This window comes from Flavobacterium movens, from assembly GCF_039581425.1.
Lineage (GTDB): Bacteria > Bacteroidota > Bacteroidia > Flavobacteriales > Flavobacteriaceae > Flavobacterium > Flavobacterium luteolum.
Genome location: NZ_JBCPXY010000002.1, coordinates 88,511 through 110,346, shown reverse-complemented (window position 1 = coordinate 110,346; position 21,836 = coordinate 88,511). Strand labels below are relative to the sequence as shown.

Sequence of the window (21,836 nt, the reverse complement as noted above, 5' to 3'; positions counted from 1 at the left end):
TAGAACTATCTTTAGCGTTTAATACTTTTACAATCTGCAAAAATGAAAGTCTTAGTCGTAATTTTTTTATTGTTTTTTGTCACTCTTTCTTCCTTCAATTTAAAAAAGGAAAAAGATCAAATTCAAAACAATATATCTCAAACCGAAATCAATCGCGATTCAATAATTGTTTACGCAAAAAAATATTTAGGCACGCCTTATGTTTATGCCAGCAGTAATCCGAAAAAAGGTTTTGACTGTTCGGGTTTTGTGAGTTATGTTTTTAAAAATTTTGGAATGACTCTCCCTAGAAGTTCAAGCGGTTATAAAAACATAGGCAAGACTTTAAAACCAGAAGAATTTAAAGTGGGAGATATTTTAGTTTTCTATGGATATAAAAATAGGAATATTGTTGGTCACATCGGGATAATTTGTGAGGCCAACGGAATGCAGTCAAAATTTATTCATGCCTCATCAGGAAAAGCACAACAGGTCACTATAACAGCACTAGATACAGAACATTACACCAAACGTTTTTATAAATGTGTTGATGTTTTATCGAAGTAGTTTTTTTAGCCACGAATTACACAAATTTATCTTTTGCCACTCCCGATCGCTATCGGGATAAAAAGATTAGCACAGATTTTTTATAATCATTTTAATCCTTTAATCTGTGGCTTTATTTTTTTTGATTGCAATACTTATAAAAATTTAATTCGTGAAAATTTGTGTAATTAGTGGCGAACTTAAATTATTCTTCAGTTAAGAGTTTAATCAAACTTTCATCTCTTCCGTAAATATCTTTATAGAAATTTAGATTGCCTTCGCGATCAACCCACGCAGTAAAATAACCAATATAAACTGGAACTTTTTTCTTCAACGTATACCAGCTTTCCTTTCCTGCGTGCATGGCTTTATCAATTCTTTCTGGATTCCATGCTGGATCAGGTTTTAGTAATTCAATTGCTAATTCTCTAGGTTTTGCAACACGAACACAACCGTGGCTAAACGCTCTGCTTTCTCTTTCAAACAAACTTTTTGAAGGCGTATCGTGCAGATAAATATTGCTTGAATTTGGAAATAAAAACTTCACCAGACCAAGTGAATTATTTTTACCTGGAAGCTGACGAACAGCGCCATTATTCCACTCTAAGTTTTTCTTTTGCAAATAATTTTTATCCCTAGCCATTCCGGGTTTAATTTCAGCTTTGATAATACTTGGCGGAACATTCCAATACGGACTGAAAACAATATTGCTCATCATTCCGCTAAAAATTACGGTTTTTGTCAATGCCCTTCCCACTACAACTGCAGATGTAAATGCGATTTTTCCATCTTCAATTATATACAATTTAAATTCAGGAATATTAACCTCTATGTACTTCTGCCCTTTTTCTAACTCAGGATCAATCCATCGACAGCGTTCCATATTGGCAATAATAGTTTTAATTCGGTCTGAAACTGGAATGTTCAAGTCATTTATATGCTCCAATAAAATGGTGTTTTTGGGTACATAACCATGACGTAATTCATAGTTTTTTAAGGCTTTCATTAAAACCGTATCGCAAACTGCGCTTTTGGTATCTTCCTTAAGATCTTTGGTTATAAAAAGTCGTTCTCTAATCTGTGTAATAACAGCAGACGAATCGCCTAATTTTAAACTTTTATAATCTTCTCCCGCCTCAATAGTTTTCCAGCCTCCATTTTTCTCTATTTCTCTATATTCTTTAAGAGCATCGCGAAGCTTATAATATTGGCTAAACATCTTTCTTTTCTTATCATCCAAAATCGTTGATTTCTTAAAGATCGAATCTGAAAGCACTTGGTAATTCAGTTTTTTACGAGGTAAAAGCCATTCCAAAGAGACTACTGTTTTTTCGTCAAAACCACCTACTTTTTCACCATAATAGTAATATAAATTAGAAAGAAGCAGATCGGTATCTTCTTTTGAAAGTTTGGTATTTACGTTATTATCAAAAACAGAACTTAATTGCTCATTATAAGGATAATTGGCTTTTAAGCCTTCTTGATCCAAATTTTTATATTGATTGAACAATGTATTGGCAAATTCGACAATTCCTTTGTTGTCCTGCCACAATTGAGTCGATTTGTTTTTTTGATATAAAGCGGTTACATCATTTTTAAACTTATCCAATTTCGGATAACTTTCATAAAACTTAGCAATGCGAACGCTATCGATTGTAAGTTTTAATTCAGGGATTTTTTCAACCGTTTTTATCGAATTTTCCTCTTTTTTATCAGCTTTCGAATTACACGAAAAAACAGCAAAAAAAACAATAGCAATAACAGGCGTATACCAGATTTTCATAACTCAAAATTTTTGATTAAAAGTAGAAAAAATTCTATTAAAACAAAGAACTCAATGTTAAATCTTAAGCCTTATTTTTTTGAAGTTTAAGCGGTTAATAAAAATAAAAAGCTCCAAACAATTTACATGTCTGGAGCTTTCGCCATATAACCAACCTATTAAAATTCTAATTAAATAACAGTACCTTTTAAAGTAAGTACTTTTGGCGCTGTTTCGGCACTAGTTGTTACAGTAACTGTTTTTGTAAAAGCACCTTTGTTTGCAGCATTGTAAGTCGCAGTAACTTTTCCAGATTTACCAGCCTGAATTGGTTCTTTTGTGTAATCTGTTGCTGTACATCCGCAAGATCCTTGCACATTTGTAATCACTACAGCCGTTTTTCCAGTATTTTTAAATTCATAAACAATTGCTTTTGGAGTTCCTTGGGGAATTTGCCCAACATCAATTGTTTCTGCTTTCCAAGCAATTGTAGAAGCTGCAGTTCCAGAAACTTCAGTTTCTGAAACTAAAGATTGTACTGGAGCAATTGCTGAAAAAGACATTAGGCCTAAAGCCAAAGCTAACATCGAAATTTTGATCATTTTCATAACGGATATATTTAAAATGGTTTATAGTTCATTTTGATATTACAAAGGTAATTCAGACAAATTCATATCGCTGTTAACTGGTTTCAAACGTTTGTTAATGACTTGTTAACCGCCCGTTTTTAAGCCAAAATTGATTAATATTACAGTCTCAAAATTCTTTATTCTTGAAAATTAATAAACTTAACAGCATCATTATCTTAGGATTGGTAGCTATCATCAGTATTTTGGTGGCACAATTGCTTTGGACAAAAGAGGCTTTTACAATCGAACAAAAAAAACTGAGCCAAAAAGCGCATATTGCTTTGCTAGAAGTAGCTAAAAAATTATACGAAGGAACCAACCACGAACTTCCTGTTCAAAATCCAGTTCAAAAAATTGCAAACGATTATTATATTGTAAATGTGGATAATGAATTTGAACCCGATATTTTAGAGTTTTATCTGAAAACGGAATTCAAAAAAATGAATATCACCACCGATTTCGAATACGCGATGTACAACTGCCAAAGTGACGAAATGATTTATGGTGATTATATTTCGCTTTATAAGAAAAAAGCAGAATGTAAAAAAACTGTTTACTTCCCAAAACATAAAAATTTGGTTTATTATTTTGCTGTACGTTTTCCTAATGAGACAACTTATCTTTTTAGTTCAATGCGCTTTTGGTTTATTCTTTCAACTGCATTGATTCTGATTTTATTGATTTACGTTTATTCAATTTTTAAACTTTTACAGCATAAAAAATATTCAGAATTGCAGCGTGATTTCATTAATAATATGACGCATGAATTTAAAACACCTTTGGCTTCCATTCTGATTGCGTCAAAATATCTGATTGAACAAAAACCAATAAAAGAAGATAAAAAACTGTATACTTATACCGACATTATTATCAATCAAGGAAATAAGTTAAATAGTCATATCGAAAAGATTCTAAATATTGCAAAGTCTGATTATGCTCCTTTAGAACTTAAAAAAGAAAATATTTTAATGGTTCCGCTTATTGAAGAAGCAATAGAAAACATTAAATTAAAATATCCTGAAGCCTCTATTGTAATTGAAACAGTTTCAAAAGAATATTTAATTGAAACAGATACTTTTCATTTTGCTAATTTAATTTACAATTTGCTGGATAATGCAATTAAATACTGTAATGAAAAGCCAGAGGTTACAATAAAAATCATCGAAAACAATACCTGTTTAAAATTGGAGTTTACTGATAATGGAATTGGAATTAATCCTAAAAAAATATCTTTTATCTTTGATAAGTTTTACCGCGTTCAGAACGAAAAAAGTAACGAAGTGAACGGATTTGGACTTGGTTTATATTATGTAAAAGAAATCTGTAATCTTCAAAACTGGAAAATAAAAGCCGAAAATAATCCAGAAAAAGGTATCACTATAACTTTATCAATTCCTTATAAAAAATGAGAAATTTCAAAATACTATATGCCGAAGATGATGAAACCCTAGCGTTTTTAACCAAAGATAATTTGGAGCAAAACAATTACGAGGTAATACATTGTTCAGACGGAAAATCAGCTTTGAAAATTTTTGAGGAAGAAGAATTCGATATTTGCATTTTTGATATTATGATGCCAAAAATGGACGGTTTTGAACTTGCCGAAGCGGTTCGAAAAATTGATCTTGATGTTCCAATTATTTTTCTTTCTGCCAAAACTTTAAAAGAAGATCGCATTAAAGGCTTGCGTTTAGGAGCTGATGATTATCTGGTAAAGCCTTTCAGTATTGAAGAATTACTTTTAAAAATTGAAATTTTCTTAAAACGTTCACAGAAAAATATTCCGACTGCAAAAACGATTTACGAAGTTGGTAAATATCAGTTTGACACCAAAAATTTCATTCTTTTCAATGATGAAGAAAAAGTTGGTTTAACACAGCGTGAAGCCGAATTATTGAAACTTTTTCTAGACCATAAAAATTCCGTTTTGAAAAGAGAACAGATTTTAACTTCGTTATGGGGAACAGATGACTACTTTATGGGAAGAAGCCTGGACGTTTTTATTTCGCGTTTGCGTAAAATCTTAGCAAATGAACAAGGAATTTCTATAGAAAACCTGCATGGAATTGGGTTTAGGTTTTCTATTGGGTAAATCACAATTCTGTTAAAAATAAAGAAAAATCTGTAAGCAGTTTTTAGAAAAACTTTGTATTTTTAATATCTAATTTTCTTGGATATGAAATTACATCATTTGCGAAATGCAACTTTGGTAATTGAAACAGAGAAGCATGTCATTTTAGTTGACCCAATGTTAGGTAAAAGAAAAACAATTCCGCCTTTTACTATTTTCAGATATAAACCAAAACGAAATCCGCTGGTGGCTTTGCCAAAAAACAGCCGTGACATCTTAAGTCGTGTGACACATTGTTTGATTACGCATTTGCATCCAGATCATATTGACAAAGCAGGTGAAGTTTTTTTGAGAAGAAAAAGCATTCCCGTTATCTGCAGTTCAAAAGACGAAAAAGCACTTGTACAACGAGGACTTAGTGTCATTCAAACTTTGGAATATTGGGAACCTCAAAAATTTTTGGATGGAAAAATCACCGGAATTCCAGCAATTCACGGCTACGGATTTGTTGCTAAATTAATGGGAAATGTAATGGGGTTTCTTATCGAATTGGCAGATCAAAAATCTATTTATATTAGTTCTGATACCATTTTTACAGAACATGTAGAAAAAGTTCTAACGCAATTTAAACCCGATATTTCAATTGTGGCCTGTGGAACTGCAAGATTAGATTTCGGTCAGCCTTTGTTAATGCGAATGAATGATATTCTAAAATTCATCACACTAGCTCCTGGAAAAGTTCTTGCCAATCATTTAGAAGCTTTAAACCATTGTCCAACAACACGGTTACAGTTAAGAACAGCTCTTTCAGATCATGGACTTCTAAGCAAAACTTCTATTCCGAATGATGGAGAATGTATTGAATATTAAAGTACCAATAATCCAAACTCACGTAAAGTGTTTACAGGTTTAGAATACCAAAACAATTCGAAATCTTCTAATTCGGTTTCAAAATCATTTTTAACCTCCTGAAAAGTATAACTTTTAGAACCAGAAACGGCTATTTTTAATAAAATTGAAGTCAGCCACTCACCTTCTTCTTTGCTAGTTTGGATATCGAAACTTTCTTTTTTATCATGAAAAGTTAGCGACATCATTTCCCAACTTCTTCCTTTTTTTGATTTTGTAAAGATTTCTGCAGTGGGTTTTCCTCCAAGCCAGACCACTTTTGCATTTGGTTTTGTATTGAAATCGTTTTGTTCTTCTAATGCATTAAAAATAAAATCGGGATGGATTTTGGTTTTCGGAATCTTAAAATCAAACCAATCCTGAAGTTCGTAATCAAAACAAATTCCGTGCATGAAATTAAAAAGAGATTTCTTTAATCCGAAACTGAACTTGTCGTGATTGATTCCTGTTGCATCGGTGTATTCAATATCATTGTTTGCGAAAGTTCCAATCGCTTCGGTTTTCTTAGTCAACCCAAATTGTTCCGGATACAACCCAACTGGACTATGTGCCGTTAAAGCAAATTGATGCCAAAATCCAGACTGCAAAACTCCAGCTTCAAATAATTGACGAACCATCTCAAGACTATCCACCGTTTCTTGAATGGTTTGTGTTGGATATCCATACATCAAATAAGCATGAACCATAATTCCAGCTTCGGTAAAATTACGAGTTACTTTTGCAACTTGTTCGACGGTAACACCTTTATCAATTAATTTCAATAATCGATCTGAAGCGACTTCCAAGCCTCCTGAAACGGCAATACAGCCAGAAGCTTTTAGCAATAGACATAAATCTTTTGAGAAGCTTTTTTCAAAACGAATATTTGTCCACCAGGTTACAGCAAGTTTTCTTTTTAAAATTTCAAGAGCCAAAGCACGCATTAAAGCGGGCGGTGCAGCTTCATCTACAAAATGGAATCCATTTTGACCTGTCTGCGCAATTAATTCCTCCATTCGATCACAAAGCAAACTTGCCGCAACAGGCTCGTAAACTTTTATGTAATCTAAAGAAATATCACAAAACGTACATTTCCCCCAATAACATCCATGAGCCATTGTGAGTTTATTCCAACGGCCATCGCTCCACATTCTATGCATTGGATTTACAATTTCGATAACCGAAATATATTTATCCAAAGGCAAATCGGAGTAATCTGGAGTTCCAACCTGTGATTGTTTATAATCGTGTTTTAAAGAATTGTTTTTATAGACAACTTTTCCATTTTCTAACAAAAATGTCCTTTTGAAAGAATCAGAATCAGGATTTTCTAAATGAAAAATCAGTTCTTCAATTGGAACTTCACCATCATCTAAAGTGATAAAATCGAAAAACTCAAAAACACGTTTATCTGATAGCGAGCGCAATTCAGTATTCGGGAAACCACCTCCCATTGAAATTTTAATTTCAGGATGATTTTGTTTTACCCATTGCGCACAACGAAACGCGCTGTATAAATTTCCCGGAAAAGGAACAGAAATTAAAAACAAAGTTGGTTTTACGGCTTCAATTTTAGCTTTCAAAAGCGAAATTAAAATTGAATCAATATAAGTTGGCTTTTGCTGCAAAGCTTCATATAATTCGTCAAACGAATTGGCACTTCTTCCTAAACGTTCGGCATATCGGCTGAAACCGAAGTTCTCATCAACACATTCGACAATAAAATCTGAAATATCTTCGAGATATAAAGTCGCCAAATGTTTGGCTTTGTCTTGAGTTCCCATTGAACCAAAAGCCCAGTCGAGTTCTTCCAATTGCGCAAAACGAGAAGCTTCGGGCAGGAAATCTTCCTGACAAATCTGCAAAGCCAAAGTTGGATTTTTTCCTTGCAGAAACTGAATGACAGGATCGATTGTTTTGATGTATTCGTCTTGAAGAGCAAAAATGCGTTTTGAATTATCTGAGATTTCATTTCCAACAACTTCAAACTTTGAACCTGAAACTTGAAACAAATCAATCAATCCTTTCTTAGAAAACAATTCCAAAATCACATCAATACCCAAATCTGCTTGAACCGATTCTATATTTTTGGTATTCAGAAAACCTTTTATATAAGCCGTTGCCGGATACGGTGTATTCAGTTGGGTAAAAGGAGGCGTAATTACAAAAAGTTTCGTTTTCAAAAGAGATTGTTTTTTTTTGCAAAAATACGGGTTATTTTGAGACTTTTCAGCGTTTCAATTTTTGATTTGAGTTTGTAAACATTTGATTACATTTGTTTCAACCAAAAACAACCAATTTTGAGACATTTAAAAAACACATCTCTCTTTTTATTGCTATTTTTAATTTTTCTAGTTCCATATTCTACAAAAGCGCAAAACTTTAAATGGGCGGGACAAATAAAAGGTATACGTGATGATTATGCCGATTATGCAAATAAAATGGAACTTGATGCAGATGGGAACTCTTATATTTTCGGAGAAACAGAATCTTATTTATTCGATATAGACCCAACTATAAATGGAGTTGAAATTATAAACAACTCCAATATTCAAAATTTTCGTGGGCTATATTTAATCAAGATGGATAAAGACGGAAATTATGTCTGGGGTAAAACTTTTGGCAATTACAAAAGGGGTGGTGAATATACTTATGGAATAAAATTAGATAAGGATGGAAATATAAACCTTCTAGCCACTACATCTGAATTAAACAATGCCCAAAATATGGTGGATAGTTACATTAGCATAATAAAACTAAAACCAAATGGTGATTTAATCTCGACAAAAAAAATAATTAGAAATTTTCCGAATGGAGGCTCTATAAATCCAAACTCTTTTGATATAGATAATCAAAACAATATTTTTATAACAGGGTACTTTATTGGTACTATTTCTTTAGACCCTCTTAATCCATCATTAAACTTAACAGCAACAGGAATAGACAATTACATCCTTAAAATAAATAATTCAGGAAATATTGAGTGGATTAAAACATTTGATAATGATAATGGAACTATTGCAAATTCAAAAGTTATAATTGGTAAGGATGAAAATATCCATTTGCTTAATGGGCAAAGTTTATATAAAATAAATTCAATAGATAAATCAATAATCTGGGAGAGAAAATTTTCAAACCAAAGTACAGACGTTTTTCACATTACTGAAAACAATATTATTTTAATAAACCACAAAAATGATTACAATGCTACCGTTGATGTAGATCCTTCTCCTTCCTCAATTGTAAATGTGTTTTCAAATAATTATATAATTTTTCTAAATTTAAATGGGAATTTTATTGATGTAAAAAAATTTGAAAAACCTTATAATGGCAATATTGACTTTTATTCAGTCGCAGAAGATTATAATGGTAATTTAATGTTTGTTGGAAGCTTTAAAGATACGGTAGATTTTGATCCTTCTGAATCTGTTTTCAATTTGACCTCGGTTAGTGATTATGGAGAAGGATTCTATTTAAAACTTGATTCTAACCGAAATTTTGTAAGTACTTTTAAAATTGGACACGAAGTACCTCAATTAAGCCCCTACAATAATTGTTCACTGTTTCAAATAAAAAATATAAAAGTTCGAAATAATGAAACGTATTTATCTGGAGATTTTATGTGGACATGTGATTTAGATCCATCACTAACAAAACAGTATACATTACGAACCATAAATAGTTCAACTATAAATCGAGATGGTTTTGTTTTAAAACTGGCAGAATGCGAAACTGGTAAACCAAATGGAGAATCCGATCAATCTTTTTGCTCATTGGATAATAAAATTTCTGATCTAAATCCTAAATCTAATGATATAAAATGGTACGACTCAACAACTTCGACAAATCCACTTTTAAAAACTACTCTCCTTATTGATGGAAAAACTTATTTTGCTTCTCAACAAAATGATAATTGCCCGGAAAGCACCGAAAGATTAGCTGTAACGGCACATCTAAATGTTATTCCGAACACACCTTCTATAATAAATTCTGTTTTTTGTAAAAATGATAATGCATCTCTAGAAAAGATAGAGATGTCAGGACAAAATATAAGATGGTATGATACTGTTTTTTCGGCTGCACCGTTGTCAAATACTACCTTATTAGAAAATAATAGAACCTACTACGCTTCACAAACCATTAATTGCGAAAGTGACAGAATTCCTGTTTTAGTTAAAATTTATAACTCGCCCTTACCAACAGGAAATAATAATCAGCAGTTTTGCATTGATGAAATAGCGACAATTGAAAATCTAAATATAGCAGGAACTGCACTCAAATGGTATGATGCTCCTATAAATGGAAATATTTTACAAGAAACAGATTTATTACAAAATGGAAAGTACTATGTGACACAAACTCTAAACAACTGCGAAAGCGAAAGATTAGCAATTACCGTAAAAATACAAGACACACCAATTCCATCTGCCAGTTCTCCACAACAGTTTTGCATTCAAAAAAATGCAAAAATTAGTGATATTGCAATAAATGGCCAAAGCATTAAATGGTATGAAAGTTCTTCCTCTACAAGTCATTTATCAGAATCAACTCCATTAGAAAATGGAATTACCTATTATGCTTCTCAAACAATAAGCACTTGCGAAAGTGATAGAATTCCCGTAACAATAAGCATCCTAGAAGCATCAGCTGGAGATTGTATTCATTTGGTTAATGAACTTCCGTATCCAAAATTCTTTACTCCAAATGGAGATAGTTTTAATGATACTTGGACAATTGATCCTGATTATTTAGCTCCTAATTCAACTATTAGAATATTTGATCGTTACGGAAAACTTATTAAAGAACTAAGATTAAATACTTCTTGGAATGGAACTTACCTAGGAAATCCAGAACCTGCTTCAGACTATTGGTTCACCGCAACTAGTATAAATGGAAAAGAATTCAGAGGTCATTTTTCTTTAAAGAGATAAAGTAAAAATCGCAAAAATTTATGTCCAAAAGCAAACTCTTTGCAATTGCATAAATCTTTGCGATTCCATAATTTTATTTCGTCTGCAACACAACCCAGCTCGAAATCTCTTCTAATGCTGTCGGAGATATTGTTTGCTCAATTGATGCATACTCTTCAGGTAATCCCGTTTTACATTCTTGAAATAAGTGATTTAAATTTGGTAATTCTTTAATCGTCACTTTTTTATTACCTGCTTTTGCTAAAGCCTTATTAATATTTTGAAGATTTGCTTCGGCAGGAACTTGTAAATCTTTGCTTCCATTAATTGCCAAAACTGGGCATTTTACTTTTTCTAAATAGGCAGCTGGATCAAGTTTTAAAAAATTATAAATCCAAGGACCTGTAATTTGATCTGTAACAGTTTTAGCTTGATCATCACTTAGTAATTTTGATTTAAAATAAGCGGTAACACTTGCTTTCAAATTATCATCATTTACAGCACTTTGCACAATAATATCATAAGCGCCTTTAAGAATTTCTTTGTTCTGCTCTATCATTGCTTCTGAAATTCCCTTTTGTTTTTCTATTAATTCCTTTTGCAAGAGAAGCAATTTATCACCTCGAATTCCTGTTCCTGCCATTAAAACAATAAATGAGATATCTTTAGAATTTCCAGCAACAATTGGTGCAATTACTCCTCCTTCACTATGCCCAATTAAACCAATTTTATTTTTATTGATTTCTTTGCGAGTTTTCAAATAGTCAAACCCAGCCTGTACATCTTTTACAAAATCTGTAGTAGTTGCACTTTTAAAATCACCAGTAGACTCACCAAAACCGCGGTCGTCGAAACGCAAAACAGCGATTCCTTTTCTGGTAAGATAATCTGCTAGAACTAAAAATGGTTTATGTTGTAATGCTTCTTCATCTCGATTTTGCGCACCGCTTCCGGAAATTAAAATAACTACTGGAAAATTACCTTCTTTTTTAGGTAACGATAAAGTTCCTGCCAGAGTCACTTGATCTTTTTTATTTTCGAATTTTACATCTTCTGTATAGTACGGAAATGGCTGTTTTGGTTCCTGAGGCCTAACAATTTCAATATTTCCTTTTGATAAATTAAGATCTAATGTGTGTCCGTTTTGAGTTATTTTTCCAACAAAAACATTATCAGCATTCAATTTTCCTTCGTACGAACCACCTACTGCAGGAATATCTAATTTCAATACCGAATTTTCGAAAGTAGTAGATTTAACTGGAATTCCTTTTGCATTTTGGTCTGGACTATCTGTGGTAGAAGTGTAACCGTTTTGTGTTTTTGTAAGATTAAAAACAACTCTTAATTCATTGTTTGGAAGTTTTAAAACACCATTCCAGTGCCCTGAAATATCTTGTGCGAACGATTTTGAAGAACTAAAAATTAGGAATATAAAAAGTATTATTTTTTTCATTTCGATGCTTAATTACTTAAAGATTGTTTTCTTTTTTTTCTAAACTTTTAAACTTAAAATAGGAATAAATTATAGGAACAAAAGCAATGGTAAGACCAATACCTACAAAAATTTTAGAAAAATTAAATCCCGAAAACAACAAGCCTCCCAAGATGAAAATAAAGCCAGCCACAAGCCATAATTTTCCTGCAAAAGAATGAGTAGCTTTCCATACCTGCTGATTCTCTAGTGTCCACGGCGTGCGAATTCCAATAAAATAATTCGGTTGAATAACTTTAAAATAATTTCCAAAAATCATTAGTAAAATTCCAACTGCAACATACATTAAGCCCGGACTAGAAAAAGATTGATTTTTCGTTATATAAACAATAAATGTAGCCAGCAAAGACATGAATAAAACCAAGAAGAATTTGAGCTGATAAAACTTCCTTCCCATTAATGAAATTCTATTTTTGGGATCAATTTTAGATGCCGCAGTCATTAAGCCATACATCAAAACTGGAAGCATAAAAAGCAAAAATATTAAGCTAAACTTATCACCCCAATTGTCAATTTCTCCTTTGTAATTCCAATGCACAGGGACTCTTTCAGGAAGTTTGTTCCAAATTGCTGCTAAATAAATAAAAGGAATCAAAACAATTCCAATTAGAGGAAGCTCTTTTTTTAATTCTAAATTCATTTTTTATTGTTTAAAGGTTAGTATCCATTGCAAAACATCTTCCATTATGGTAGTATTGATGGAGTAAATGATGAATTGCCCGTTTTTTTCAGATGTAATTAAATCAGCTCTTTTTAAAATATCTAAATGATGCGAAATACTAGGTTTAGAAATATTAAAGGCATCGGCAATCTCTCCCGCCGACATATCTTTTTGCTTTAAAAGATCCAGAATCTCTCTTCTAGTTGCGTCATTTAGTGCTTTAAAAATATCATTCATCTCATTTATATATTTAGACAAATATCTAAATACTTTTTAAACTACCAAAAAAAAAGCAGTAATTTTTTACATTACTGCTTTTAAATATTTTTATGAAAAACCTAAAACTTATGTTCGTCTTTACTAATTACTAAAAAGGCAATTAAAGAGATTAAGGCTGCGGTAACTAAATAATATCCTACATAACTAACATCATAAGTCTTAGCCAGCCAAATTGCAATCATAGGCGCAAATGCAGCTCCAAGAATTCCAGCCATATTAAAAGTCAAAGATGCTCCGGAATAACGAACGTTTGTTGGAAACAATTCTGACAGAAATGTTCCTAAAGGCCCGTAAGTAAAACCCATTAAAGACATTCCTATACAAGCAAAAACAGTTACCAAAGTTATATTTCCTGCACTTAAGAAATAAGAAAAGAAAAAACCAAAAACAGCAATCGCAGCTGTAGCCACAATAAGCATTTTACGTCGGCCTATTTTATCTGCAACTACTGCAGAAACTGGAATAAACAACGCAAAAAACAATACAGAGAACAATTGTATTAGCAATCCATCACGTTTAACAATTCCTAAATCTGAAGTTGCCCAGCTCAATGTAAATACCGTCATTAAATAAAAAACTAAGAATGTTGTAATAGCGGCAAGAGTTCCAAAAATCAACTGATTTTTATAAGATTTCACCAATTCTAAAAAAGGAACCTTTACTTCTTCTTTTTCCTTTTTCGAATTTTCAAAAGAAGGCGTTTCAGTAATTTTTGTTCGAATATAAAACCCAACGATTACCAAAAGTGCACTGGCAATAAACGGAATTCTCCATCCATAATTCATAAAATCCTCATTGCTCATTGAATCAGTAAGCAATAGAAAAGTTCCTCCTGAAAGCAATAAACCGATTGGAGCTCCTAATTGCGGAAACATTCCGTACCATGCGCGTTTATTTGGTGGCGCATTCTCGATCGCAAGCAAGACTGCTCCTCCCCATTCTCCGCCTAAACCAACTCCTTGTCCGAATCTACAAAGCATCAACAATAATGGAGCTGCAACACCAATACTTTCATAACTTGGCAGGAAACCAATTGTTACGGTAGAAATTCCCATTGTCAATAAAGCTGCTACAAGGGTAAATTTACGTCCAATTTTATCTCCGTAATGTCCAAAAAATGCAGAACCTAAAGGGCGCGATAAAAAGGCGATAGAAAATGTTGCTAAAGATTCTAGAGTCGCCATTGTCGAATCTGAACTTGGAAAAAATAATTGTGGAAAAACCAATACGGCCGCATTGGCATAAATATAAAAATCAAAAAATTCGATTGTGGTACCTATAAGGCTTCCAAAAAGAACATGTTTTAAAGAGTTCTTTTTACTTGGGTTATTTTTCATGAAAACTGATATCTTTTTTATTTGCAAAAATAGAGTTTCATTATTAAAAATTCACAGTTACACTAATTACTTTTATAACTAATTTACATTTTTAACAAATTATGTAAATTTTCAATTTTCAACAACCTTACAAAATAAAAATTTAAAAACTTGATTTCAACGCTTTTAAAAACATCAGAAAAAAAATCAAATCTTAAGCAATTGTTAATAGCGTTTTTAACTGTATATTTTCATTAAATTTACAGCTATCAAAAATAAATTTAAAATTATGCCTACCGACTGTATCAGCTTTCAATCTTCTGGATATTTCTCTAAACTAATGCAGGATTATTTAGATCAAAAACCAGAATTAAAACCGCTGTACAATAATTTTCCAACCTTAGAGAATTTCGAAAAACAAATAGCCGAAAAAGCAGCTAATTTTGATCAGAACAACCGAACAGTATTGGTTGACGCTCTGCATAAACAATATCAAAATATTGAAATTTCAGATTTAACGAGACAAAACATTTCGCTTTTAGCACTCGAAAATACTTTTACCATCACCACTGGCCATCAGCTAAATTTGTTTAGCGGGCCATTGTATTTTTTATATAAAATTATTTCGACAATTAATTTGACCAAAGAATTAAAATCGAAATACCCTTCGTACAATTTTGTTCCAGTTTACTGGATGGCAACAGAAGATCACGATTTTGAAGAAATTAATTATTTTAATTTTAAAGGAAAAAAAATCCGTTGGAATGCAGAAAGCACTGGTCCTGTTGGAAGACTTTCAACCGATGGTTTAGAAGATTTATTTGAAGTTTATTCTAAAGAACTAGGTTCGAGTTCTAATGCAAATACCCTAAAAAAGCTGTTTGAAGACGCTTATTTAAAACATGAAAATCTAGCAGATGCAACTCGCTACTTAGCAAACGCGCTTTTTGCCAATTACGGTTTAGTAATTATAGATGCAGATACTGCCGATTTAAAACGTGCTTTTATTCCGTTTGCAAAAGAAGAATTAGCAAATCAGACTTCATTTAAAGCAGTTCAAAAATCAATTGAAGAACTTGCAGATTATATCGTTCAGGTAAATCCGCGTGAAATTAATTTGTTTTATATTGAAGATAAACTGCGCGAAAGAATCATTTTTGAAAATGATAAATATTGGGCAAATAATACCAAAATTTCATTTTCAAAGGATGAAATTTTCAAATTACTAGAAAACAATCCTGAAAAATTCAGCCCAAATGTAATTATGCGTCCGTTGTATCAGGAAATAATTCTTCCTAATCTTTGCTACATTGGCGGAGGTGGAGAAATTGCTTATTGGTTAGAATTAAAAGCTTTTTTTGATGCCGTAAATATTACTTTCCCAATAGTATTAGTTCGAAATTCAGTTCTTTTAGCAACCGAAAAACAAGTTAAAAAAGCTGATAATTTGAATTTAACTTGGAAAGATTTATTCAATAAGTCGGAGAATTTAATAAATGAGATTACTCATAAACTTTCGCCATTTCCAATAGATTTAACTCCCCAAAAAGAAGCGCTTGAAAAACAGTTTAATTATCTTTTTGAATTAGCTGAAAAAACAGACAAATCTTTCACCGGAGCCGTAAAAGCACAGGAAGTGAAACAAAAGAAAGGCCTTGAAAATCTAGAAAAACGTTTGCTAAAAGCGCAAAAAAGAAAACTTCACGATCAATTGCAACGTGTAACCGATTTACAATGCGAGCTATTTCCAAACAATAGCCTTCAGGAGCGCCAAGCTAATTTTTCTGAATTTTATTTAGAAAAAGGAGAACAGCTGATTCCGCTTTTGATTCAAAAATTAAAACCTTTAGAACATAATTTTGACATCATAATAATCTAAAATAATTATCTTTAGAAATTCAAAAGCGATAATTGTAGGAACAAATAACCAGCACATCTCCTAAATTATTGCTCTCTCAAACCAAATAGAATTATATTTTTATAACCTATTAACGAACTAACCTGATGGTAAGAGAACGCCTAATTTCGCTTGATGTCTTTCGCGGACTGACTATTCTATTGATGACTATTGTAAACAACCCTGGTGATTGGGGAAATGTCTATCCTCCGCTTTTGCACGCACAATGGAATGGCTGTACACCAACAGATCTTGTATTTCCATTTTTCATCTTTATAATGGGAGTTGCCGTACCGCTAGCAATGCCAGAGAAAATGTATGACGAAACAACATTCAATAAAATCTTGATTCGTTCTTTAAGAATGTTCTGTTTAGGAATCTTCTTTAACTTCTTTGGAAAAATTCAGTTGTTTGGTTTAGACGGAATTCCACTTTTAATTGGCAGATTGATTATTACTTTTGCCGTTGGTTATGCGCTGATGGGAAATTTTAGCAACAGACTAAAAAACATTTTTGCCTTTAGCATTTTAGCCATATATCTCATTTTAGCTTACGGAGGATTTGAAAATTATGCCGATGTAAGACTTCCTGGAGTGCTACAACGTATTGCTGTTGTCTATTTTGTAGTTTCGCTTTTATACTTAAAAACAACACGAAAAACTCAGCTTATTAGCGGAATTGTTTTGCTTTTGGGCTATTGGGCCGTTATGACTTTAATTCCTGTTCCTGGACTTGGAGAAGCTAATTTAGAAAAAGGAACCAATTTAGCTGCTTGGGTTGACAGCGCCTTTCTAAAAGGGCATATGTATCACGAAACCAAAACTTGGGATCCAGAAGGAATTTTAAGTACAATTCCATCAATTGTAAACGGGATTATTGGCTTATTTATTGGTCAAATCTTACTTTTAAGTGTAACTAAAATCCAGAAAGCCCAAAGAATGGGAATGATCGGGACTGCATTAATTTTTTTCGGTTTAATCTGGGATTTGGTTTTCCCGATAAACAAATCGATCTGGACAAGCAGTTATGTTTTATACACAACAGGATTAGCAACAATTTGTCTTACAGTATTATATTATATAATTGATATAAAAGAATTCAAAAAAGGCTTTAAGCTATTTGTAATTTGGGGAGTAAACCCAATGATTGTTTTCTTTGCCTCACAAATTATCCCGCAGGCTTTGGTCATGATTCATTTTCAAAATCCGTCACTTCCAAACGAACAGATCAATCTATTAGATTACTTGTATCGATTTGGCATCGCACCATTTTTCAGCAATCCTATGACAGCATCTTTAGCTGGCGCATTAACTTATGTAGCAATCTGGACATTCATTTTATGGATTTTTTATAGAAACAAATTAATCTTTAAAGTATAATTTTTTAAACCATATATGTAGAGGCGCACAACAGTGCGTCTTATTTATTGTCAACATTTGTTCATATTAGATGCACTGCAGTGCATCTCACCATATATACCAATCAATATAAAAACACATTTTTGTCCAAAACATCATTCTAAAGCGTTTTATTTATGATTTTATTAAAATCAATTCATAAAAAAAGTATACTTTTGCACAAAATTTAATAAAATACAAAATGGCAACAAATAGAACTTTTACAATGATTAAACCAGATGCTGTTGCAAACGGACACATCGGGAATATCTTAGCAATGATTACTAATGGTGGTTTCAAAATCGTTTCATTAAAATTAACTCAATTAACTGTAGCAGATGCTAAAGCATTTTACGCAGTTCACGCAGAAAGACCTTTCTACGGAGAATTAGTTGAATTTATGTCTCGCGGACCAATTGTTGCTGCTATTTTAGAAAAAGACAACGCAGTAGAAGATTTCAGAACTTTAATTGGAGCTACAAACCCAGCTGAAGCTGCTGAAGGAACTATTCGTAAAGCATACGCTACTTCAATTGGAGAAAACGCAGTTCACGGATCTGACAGTGACGAAAATGCTGCTATCGAAAGCGCATTCCACTTTGCAGGAAGAGAGCAATTCTAATAATTGTAGATTGTAGATTTCAGATTGCTGAATTAAACAATCACAAATAAAAAAATCCATTCGCTAAGCGAATGGATTTTTTTTATACTATAAAATCTAAAATCTAAAATTCTAAGAAGTCTATCGTAAAACAACATCTTTCACAACTTCACGCCCCAATTCCTCATTGATCATTTTTACGATTTTATATTTTCCATGAGTCAATTCTTCACGCAGAACAGAAGAACCTAATTCTACATAAAGTGTACTGCCTTTCAAAACAACATTTCGGGTATATGTGTTTACACCATTCCCCATAAGCTGCCTCCAAGCCTCACGAACATCAATTTCATCCATTCCAGGTTGCAATTTATTCACCTGAATAATTTGCTGTAAAACAGCACCGATTGTTGTTTCGCTATTTAGTCTTTTCGCCATCGTTCAGAAGATTTACGGGTCCAGTTTTTTTATAATGATATTCTATTTTTTGTGGGTTTTTAACCACTAATTTGTCATTTGAAAGCGAAATAATTTCTTCGCTCCATTTTGCATATTTCGTTTTATAATCTAGAAAAACTTGTTCTCCTGCAAAACGAACTGAAACGTTCTCAAAAGTGTCTGTTGTCAAAAACGTTCCGTCAAACTGAGGCATCACTTTCGTTCGAACTCCTTTATTATTTTTAATTTGAAAAAAATCAAAAGTCTCGTTCATCTTATATTCCTTCTCTTCTCCTTTATCAAAAACCACTTTTTCAATCTCCCAATAGCCATTTAGTTTAGCAATATCTGCAGGTTTTATTTCTTGTTTACAGCCTGCAAACAAAAGCGAAAAAACCATAATCACAAAAATGTTTTTCATACTTAAAAATATTAAAATTTATTCTTTTTTTATTTAAATGTAGTCGAAAATTAAGGAGCTGATTCTAGTTGTCTACTGTGTCTTTTTTATCACTCGACAGCTATCGAGAACAACAAAAGGATGCCTCTACACTCAAGACTAGGCTTCCCATTTTCAAAAGAAATCTTATCGAATTACAAAGATAATTTTATAATCATCAAAAGAAATATTTTTCTACTGAATTATTCCACTAAAACAAGAACTTTTTATACGAAAAAAGTCTTACTCCAATATTTTAAAAACTTATAAGGGATCAAAATCCCAATAAAATTTAAAAAACTTAAGCATCAAAAATAAAGCATCAAATTAACTCAAAAAAAAATCTTAGTCTCAAAACCTAAATTCCAGATTTAAAAATGAAAAACATACCGATATTACTTTTTACTGCTTCTCTTTTATTTTTAAAATGCAACAAACCAATGCCATCCAAAAATAACCAAGAACATTTTAAATCAAACAAAAACTTTCCAAATAGCGCAACAAGTGCAAAACCGAAGGATACATTTGCTATAAAAAGCAATCAGATATCACCAATAAAAATCACAAAAGCAACATTACTTAACAATGATTACTCCCAACATAAAGACATTAGTATAACTTTTAAAAACCTAGGTAAAAAAAATATAAAAGCAATTAAATTTGAATGGTTCTGCATCAATTCATTTGACGAACCAGCAAACGGAAAATATTTTTATGGGGAAGGAAGATTTACAGAAAACTCCACGTATTTATTAAAGGCAAATCAATCGAGAACTGAATTTTGGGAGGACTTTTCTACAGATGCAAATAAAATTATAAAAATAAGAGCTTATTATATCGTTTTTACCGATGGCACTAAATGGAAACTTAATGAAGATTTCAGCCACCCGTTATTAAAAGGACTTAAAAAAAAATAAATCCCATAAAAATTAAACTTTTTCAGATACTCAAATTAGAAACTTTAATCAAACAGAAAAGAGTCTTGAAAAACTTAAAAGCAGTCTAAGCTTTAGTTTTTCAAAACTCTTTTCTGTTTCAATACTACTAATTATCGATTAGTCTTTATCCTCTTAAGAACACCCAAAAAAAACAAAACAATACCTAGAACCAATAAAATATAGTATATCGAAAGATTTTTATCCTTTAAAACATTTGCCAGAACAAAAGATAGTACACTAGCGAAATAGAAGGTTAAAGCTGATATATTTTTCATTATAAATTATTTAAAAAAGCTATCGACGAACTCATATTTATTAAAAACTTGCAAATCTTCAATTCCTTCGCCAACACCAATGTATTTAACTGGAATTTGAAACTGGTCTGAAATACCAATTACAACTCCGCCTTTTGCAGTTCCGTCCAATTTTGTAACTGCCAATGAGGTTACTTCTGTTGCTGCTGTAAATTGTTTAGCTTGTTCAAAAGCGTTTTGACCAGTTGAACCATCTAAAACCAAAAGTACATCGTGAGGAGCATCAGCAACTACTTTCTGCATGACACGTTTTACTTTCGAAAGTTCGTTCATCAAATTCACTTTATTATGAAGACGCCCAGCTGTATCAATAATAACAACATCTGCATTTTGAGCCACAGCTGATTGCAAAGTATCAAAAGCGACAGAAGCTGGATCACTTCCCATATTTTGTCTTACAATTGATACACCCACACGGTCAGCCCAAACTTGTAGCTGATCTATCGCTGCAGCCCGAAAAGTATCTGCTGCACCTAAAACCACTTTATGCCCTGCTTTTTTAAATTGATACGCCAACTTACCAATAGTAGTTGTTTTTCCAACACCATTTACTCCAACAACCATTAAAACGTAAGGCTTTTTATCTTTTGGAACTTCAAATTCTGTTGCTTCACCTGTATTTGTTTCAGACAGTAAAGCACCTATTTCATCTCTTAGAATCTGATTTAATTCATCTGTTCCTAAATATTTATCTTCAGCAACACGTTTTTCAATTCTTTCAATGATTTTTAATGTAGTATTTACTCCAACATCAGAACCTACAAGAACTTCTTCCAGATTATCTAAAACATCATCATCAACTTTAGATTTACCTGCAACGGCTTTGCTTAACTTCGAGAAAAAAGTAGTTTTTGTTTTTTCAAGACCTTTGTCTAAAGTCTCTTTTTTTTCGCTAGAGAATAATTTTTTAAAAAAACTCATTTTTTGTAGATTATTAGATTTACTAGATTTCTCGATTTTCAAGTAAGAAATCCAAATCTTTAAAGAAAGTGCAATTGTTTTTTAAAAAACGTCCAATTGTTACGATTCTTTAAATTTTTAGACAAATATAGGTAATAAAAAAGCTACTTCCGAATGAAAGTAGCTTTTCTATATAATGTAATTGTAATTATTTCTTTTTCAAGAATTCATCAACTTCTTCAGGAGCCATAATAGATTCTACGAATGTATATGCACCAGTTTTAGGAGATTTTACCATTTTGATGGCTTTTGATAATCTCTTAGAAGATGTTTGTAACGATGCTACGGTTTTCTTTGCCATGATTCAAATGTTATTTGA

Annotated in this window: 20 protein-coding genes; 9 read left to right on the top strand and 11 right to left on the bottom strand. The window is 32.0% G+C overall.

Annotated features, from left to right (window positions below):
• Positions 1-42: 42 nt before the first annotated feature.
• Complete coding sequence (locus AAYQ05_RS03965; RefSeq protein ID WP_343541276.1) at positions 43-546, top strand: C40 family peptidase; 504 nt, start codon at positions 43-45, stop codon at positions 544-546.
• 184 nt (positions 547-730) lie between these two features.
• Here the strand turns inward: AAYQ05_RS03965 and AAYQ05_RS03960 are convergent, their stop codons facing one another.
• Positions 731-2,308 (bottom strand): L,D-transpeptidase family protein, encoded by a 1,578-nt coding sequence (locus tag AAYQ05_RS03960; RefSeq protein ID WP_343541274.1) that lies wholly within the window; start codon positions 2,306-2,308, stop codon positions 731-733.
• A 170-nt stretch (positions 2,309-2,478) separates the two neighbouring features.
• Positions 2,479-2,895 (bottom strand): DUF1573 domain-containing protein, encoded by a 417-nt coding sequence (locus AAYQ05_RS03955; protein ID WP_343541272.1) that lies wholly within the window; start codon positions 2,893-2,895, stop codon positions 2,479-2,481.
• A gap of 164 nt (positions 2,896-3,059) precedes the next feature.
• On the opposite strand from AAYQ05_RS03955, the gene AAYQ05_RS03950 reads away from it, so the two are divergent.
• The 3 genes from AAYQ05_RS03950 (at position 3,060) to AAYQ05_RS03940 (ending at position 5,857) form a co-directional block, all read left to right on the top strand.
• Positions 3,060-4,325, top strand: coding sequence for a sensor histidine kinase (locus AAYQ05_RS03950; protein ID WP_343541270.1), 1,266 nt, complete (start codon positions 3,060-3,062; stop codon positions 4,323-4,325).
• A complete protein-coding gene (locus tag AAYQ05_RS03945; protein WP_177212419.1) occupies positions 4,322-5,008 on the top strand; it encodes a response regulator transcription factor in 687 nt (228 codons plus the stop codon). Before AAYQ05_RS03950 ends, AAYQ05_RS03945 begins: the two co-directional genes overlap by 4 nt.
• An 84-nt stretch (positions 5,009-5,092) precedes the next feature.
• On the top strand, positions 5,093-5,857 hold the full coding sequence (locus AAYQ05_RS03940; RefSeq protein ID WP_343541267.1) for an MBL fold metallo-hydrolase: 765 nt from the start codon (positions 5,093-5,095) through the stop codon (positions 5,855-5,857).
• On the opposite strand, the gene AAYQ05_RS03935 is transcribed toward AAYQ05_RS03940, so the two are convergent.
• The gene (locus tag AAYQ05_RS03935; protein WP_343541266.1) at positions 5,854-8,058 is read right to left on the bottom strand and encodes a B12-binding domain-containing radical SAM protein; all 2,205 of its coding nucleotides are present in this window, start codon (positions 8,056-8,058) and stop codon (positions 5,854-5,856) included. The genes AAYQ05_RS03940 and AAYQ05_RS03935 overlap by 4 nt on opposite strands.
• Before the next feature lie 117 nt (positions 8,059-8,175).
• Here AAYQ05_RS03935 and AAYQ05_RS03930 point away from each other — a divergent pair, with 117 nt between their 5' ends.
• Positions 8,176-10,806: an Ig-like domain-containing protein gene (locus tag AAYQ05_RS03930; protein ID WP_343541265.1), complete on the top strand. Its 2,631-nt coding sequence runs from the start codon at positions 8,176-8,178 to the stop codon at positions 10,804-10,806.
• Between the two features lie 73 nt (positions 10,807-10,879).
• On the opposite strand, the gene AAYQ05_RS03925 is transcribed toward AAYQ05_RS03930, so the two are convergent.
• The 4 genes from AAYQ05_RS03925 to AAYQ05_RS03910 all read right to left on the bottom strand — a co-directional run bounded on the left by AAYQ05_RS03925 (position 10,880) and on the right by AAYQ05_RS03910 (position 14,554).
• The gene (locus AAYQ05_RS03925; RefSeq protein WP_343541264.1) at positions 10,880-12,238 is read right to left on the bottom strand and encodes an alpha/beta hydrolase family protein; all 1,359 of its coding nucleotides are present in this window, start codon (positions 12,236-12,238) and stop codon (positions 10,880-10,882) included.
• A 16-nt stretch (positions 12,239-12,254) separates the two neighbouring features.
• Positions 12,255-12,917 carry an SdpI family protein gene (locus AAYQ05_RS03920; RefSeq protein WP_177212414.1) on the bottom strand — a complete coding sequence of 221 codons (663 nt, stop codon included), beginning with the start codon at positions 12,915-12,917 and terminating at the stop codon, positions 12,255-12,257.
• Positions 12,918-12,920: 3 nt separating this feature from the next.
• Positions 12,921-13,175, bottom strand: coding sequence for an autorepressor SdpR family transcription factor (locus AAYQ05_RS03915; RefSeq protein ID WP_111378348.1), 255 nt, complete (start codon positions 13,173-13,175; stop codon positions 12,921-12,923).
• Between the two features lie 101 nt (positions 13,176-13,276).
• Entirely contained in the window at positions 13,277-14,554 is a 1,278-nt protein-coding gene (locus AAYQ05_RS03910) for an MFS transporter (protein WP_343541260.1), read from the bottom strand.
• Between the two features lie 268 nt (positions 14,555-14,822).
• Here AAYQ05_RS03910 and bshC point away from each other — a divergent pair, with 268 nt between their 5' ends.
• The 3 genes from bshC (at position 14,823) to AAYQ05_RS03895 (ending at position 18,449) form a co-directional block, all read left to right on the top strand.
• Positions 14,823-16,412 carry a bacillithiol biosynthesis cysteine-adding enzyme BshC gene (gene bshC, locus AAYQ05_RS03905; RefSeq protein WP_343541259.1) on the top strand — a complete coding sequence of 530 codons (1,590 nt, stop codon included), beginning with the start codon at positions 14,823-14,825 and terminating at the stop codon, positions 16,410-16,412.
• Positions 16,413-16,537: 125 nt separating this feature from the next.
• Positions 16,538-17,809 carry an acyltransferase family protein gene (locus tag AAYQ05_RS03900; protein ID WP_343541258.1) on the top strand — a complete coding sequence of 424 codons (1,272 nt, stop codon included), beginning with the start codon at positions 16,538-16,540 and terminating at the stop codon, positions 17,807-17,809.
• A 220-nt stretch (positions 17,810-18,029) separates the two neighbouring features.
• Positions 18,030-18,449: a nucleoside-diphosphate kinase gene (locus AAYQ05_RS03895; protein ID WP_012026941.1), complete on the top strand. Its 420-nt coding sequence runs from the start codon at positions 18,030-18,032 to the stop codon at positions 18,447-18,449.
• 120 nt (positions 18,450-18,569) lie between these two features.
• Here AAYQ05_RS03895 and AAYQ05_RS03890 read toward each other — a convergent pair whose 3' ends face one another.
• Together AAYQ05_RS03890 and AAYQ05_RS03885 are read right to left on the bottom strand one after the other, a co-directional pair.
• Positions 18,570-18,866 (bottom strand): DciA family protein, encoded by a 297-nt coding sequence (locus AAYQ05_RS03890; RefSeq protein ID WP_281633617.1) that lies wholly within the window; start codon positions 18,864-18,866, stop codon positions 18,570-18,572.
• Positions 18,847-19,287, bottom strand: a complete 441-nt coding sequence (locus AAYQ05_RS03885) for a lipocalin-like domain-containing protein (protein WP_343541256.1) — start codon at positions 19,285-19,287, stop codon at positions 18,847-18,849. Before AAYQ05_RS03885 ends, AAYQ05_RS03890 begins: the two co-directional genes overlap by 20 nt.
• Positions 19,288-19,682: 395 nt before the next feature.
• Between AAYQ05_RS03885 and AAYQ05_RS03880 the strand changes: the two genes are divergently transcribed.
• Positions 19,683-20,222: a hypothetical protein gene (locus tag AAYQ05_RS03880; protein WP_343541255.1), complete on the top strand. Its 540-nt coding sequence runs from the start codon at positions 19,683-19,685 to the stop codon at positions 20,220-20,222.
• 302 nt (positions 20,223-20,524) lie between these two features.
• Here the strand turns inward: AAYQ05_RS03880 and ftsY are convergent, their stop codons facing one another.
• Complete coding sequence (gene ftsY / locus AAYQ05_RS03875) at positions 20,525-21,478, bottom strand: signal recognition particle-docking protein FtsY (RefSeq protein ID WP_177212408.1); 954 nt, start codon at positions 21,476-21,478, stop codon at positions 20,525-20,527.
• Between the two features lie 187 nt (positions 21,479-21,665).
• Complete coding sequence (locus AAYQ05_RS03870; RefSeq protein WP_008468081.1) at positions 21,666-21,818, bottom strand: DUF4295 domain-containing protein; 153 nt, start codon at positions 21,816-21,818, stop codon at positions 21,666-21,668.
• Positions 21,819-21,836: the final 18 nt, after the last annotated feature.

What these genes read in the sequence shown, in the direction of transcription:
- AAYQ05_RS03965 (WP_343541276.1), top strand. Translation starts at nt 43, where the DNA reads ATGAAAGTCTTAGTCGTAATTTTTTTATTGTTTTTTGTCACTCTTTCT.
- AAYQ05_RS03960 (WP_343541274.1), bottom strand. Translation starts at nt 2,308, where the DNA reads ATGAAAATCTGGTATACGCCTGTTATTGCTATTGTTTTTTTTGCTGTT.
- AAYQ05_RS03955 (WP_343541272.1), bottom strand. Translation starts at nt 2,895, where the DNA reads ATGAAAATGATCAAAATTTCGATGTTAGCTTTGGCTTTAGGCCTAATG.
- AAYQ05_RS03945 (WP_177212419.1), top strand. Translation starts at nt 4,322, where the DNA reads ATGAGAAATTTCAAAATACTATATGCCGAAGATGATGAAACCCTAGCG.
- AAYQ05_RS03940 (WP_343541267.1), top strand. Translation starts at nt 5,093, where the DNA reads ATGAAATTACATCATTTGCGAAATGCAACTTTGGTAATTGAAACAGAG.
- AAYQ05_RS03925 (WP_343541264.1), bottom strand. Translation starts at nt 12,238, where the DNA reads ATGAAAAAAATAATACTTTTTATATTCCTAATTTTTAGTTCTTCAAAA.
- AAYQ05_RS03920 (WP_177212414.1), bottom strand. Translation starts at nt 12,917, where the DNA reads ATGAATTTAGAATTAAAAAAAGAGCTTCCTCTAATTGGAATTGTTTTG.
- AAYQ05_RS03915 (WP_111378348.1), bottom strand. Translation starts at nt 13,175, where the DNA reads ATGAATGATATTTTTAAAGCACTAAATGACGCAACTAGAAGAGAGATT.
- AAYQ05_RS03910 (WP_343541260.1), bottom strand. Translation starts at nt 14,554, where the DNA reads ATGAAAAATAACCCAAGTAAAAAGAACTCTTTAAAACATGTTCTTTTT.
- bshC (WP_343541259.1), top strand. Translation starts at nt 14,823, where the DNA reads ATGCCTACCGACTGTATCAGCTTTCAATCTTCTGGATATTTCTCTAAA.
- AAYQ05_RS03900 (WP_343541258.1), top strand. Translation starts at nt 16,538, where the DNA reads ATGGTAAGAGAACGCCTAATTTCGCTTGATGTCTTTCGCGGACTGACT.
- AAYQ05_RS03895 (WP_012026941.1), top strand. Translation starts at nt 18,030, where the DNA reads ATGGCAACAAATAGAACTTTTACAATGATTAAACCAGATGCTGTTGCA.
- AAYQ05_RS03890 (WP_281633617.1), bottom strand. Translation starts at nt 18,866, where the DNA reads ATGGCGAAAAGACTAAATAGCGAAACAACAATCGGTGCTGTTTTACAG.
- AAYQ05_RS03885 (WP_343541256.1), bottom strand. Translation starts at nt 19,287, where the DNA reads ATGAAAAACATTTTTGTGATTATGGTTTTTTCGCTTTTGTTTGCAGGC.
- AAYQ05_RS03880 (WP_343541255.1), top strand. Translation starts at nt 19,683, where the DNA reads ATGAAAAACATACCGATATTACTTTTTACTGCTTCTCTTTTATTTTTA.
- ftsY (WP_177212408.1), bottom strand. Translation starts at nt 21,478, where the DNA reads ATGAGTTTTTTTAAAAAATTATTCTCTAGCGAAAAAAAAGAGACTTTA.
- AAYQ05_RS03870 (WP_008468081.1), bottom strand. Translation starts at nt 21,818, where the DNA reads ATGGCAAAGAAAACCGTAGCATCGTTACAAACATCTTCTAAGAGATTA.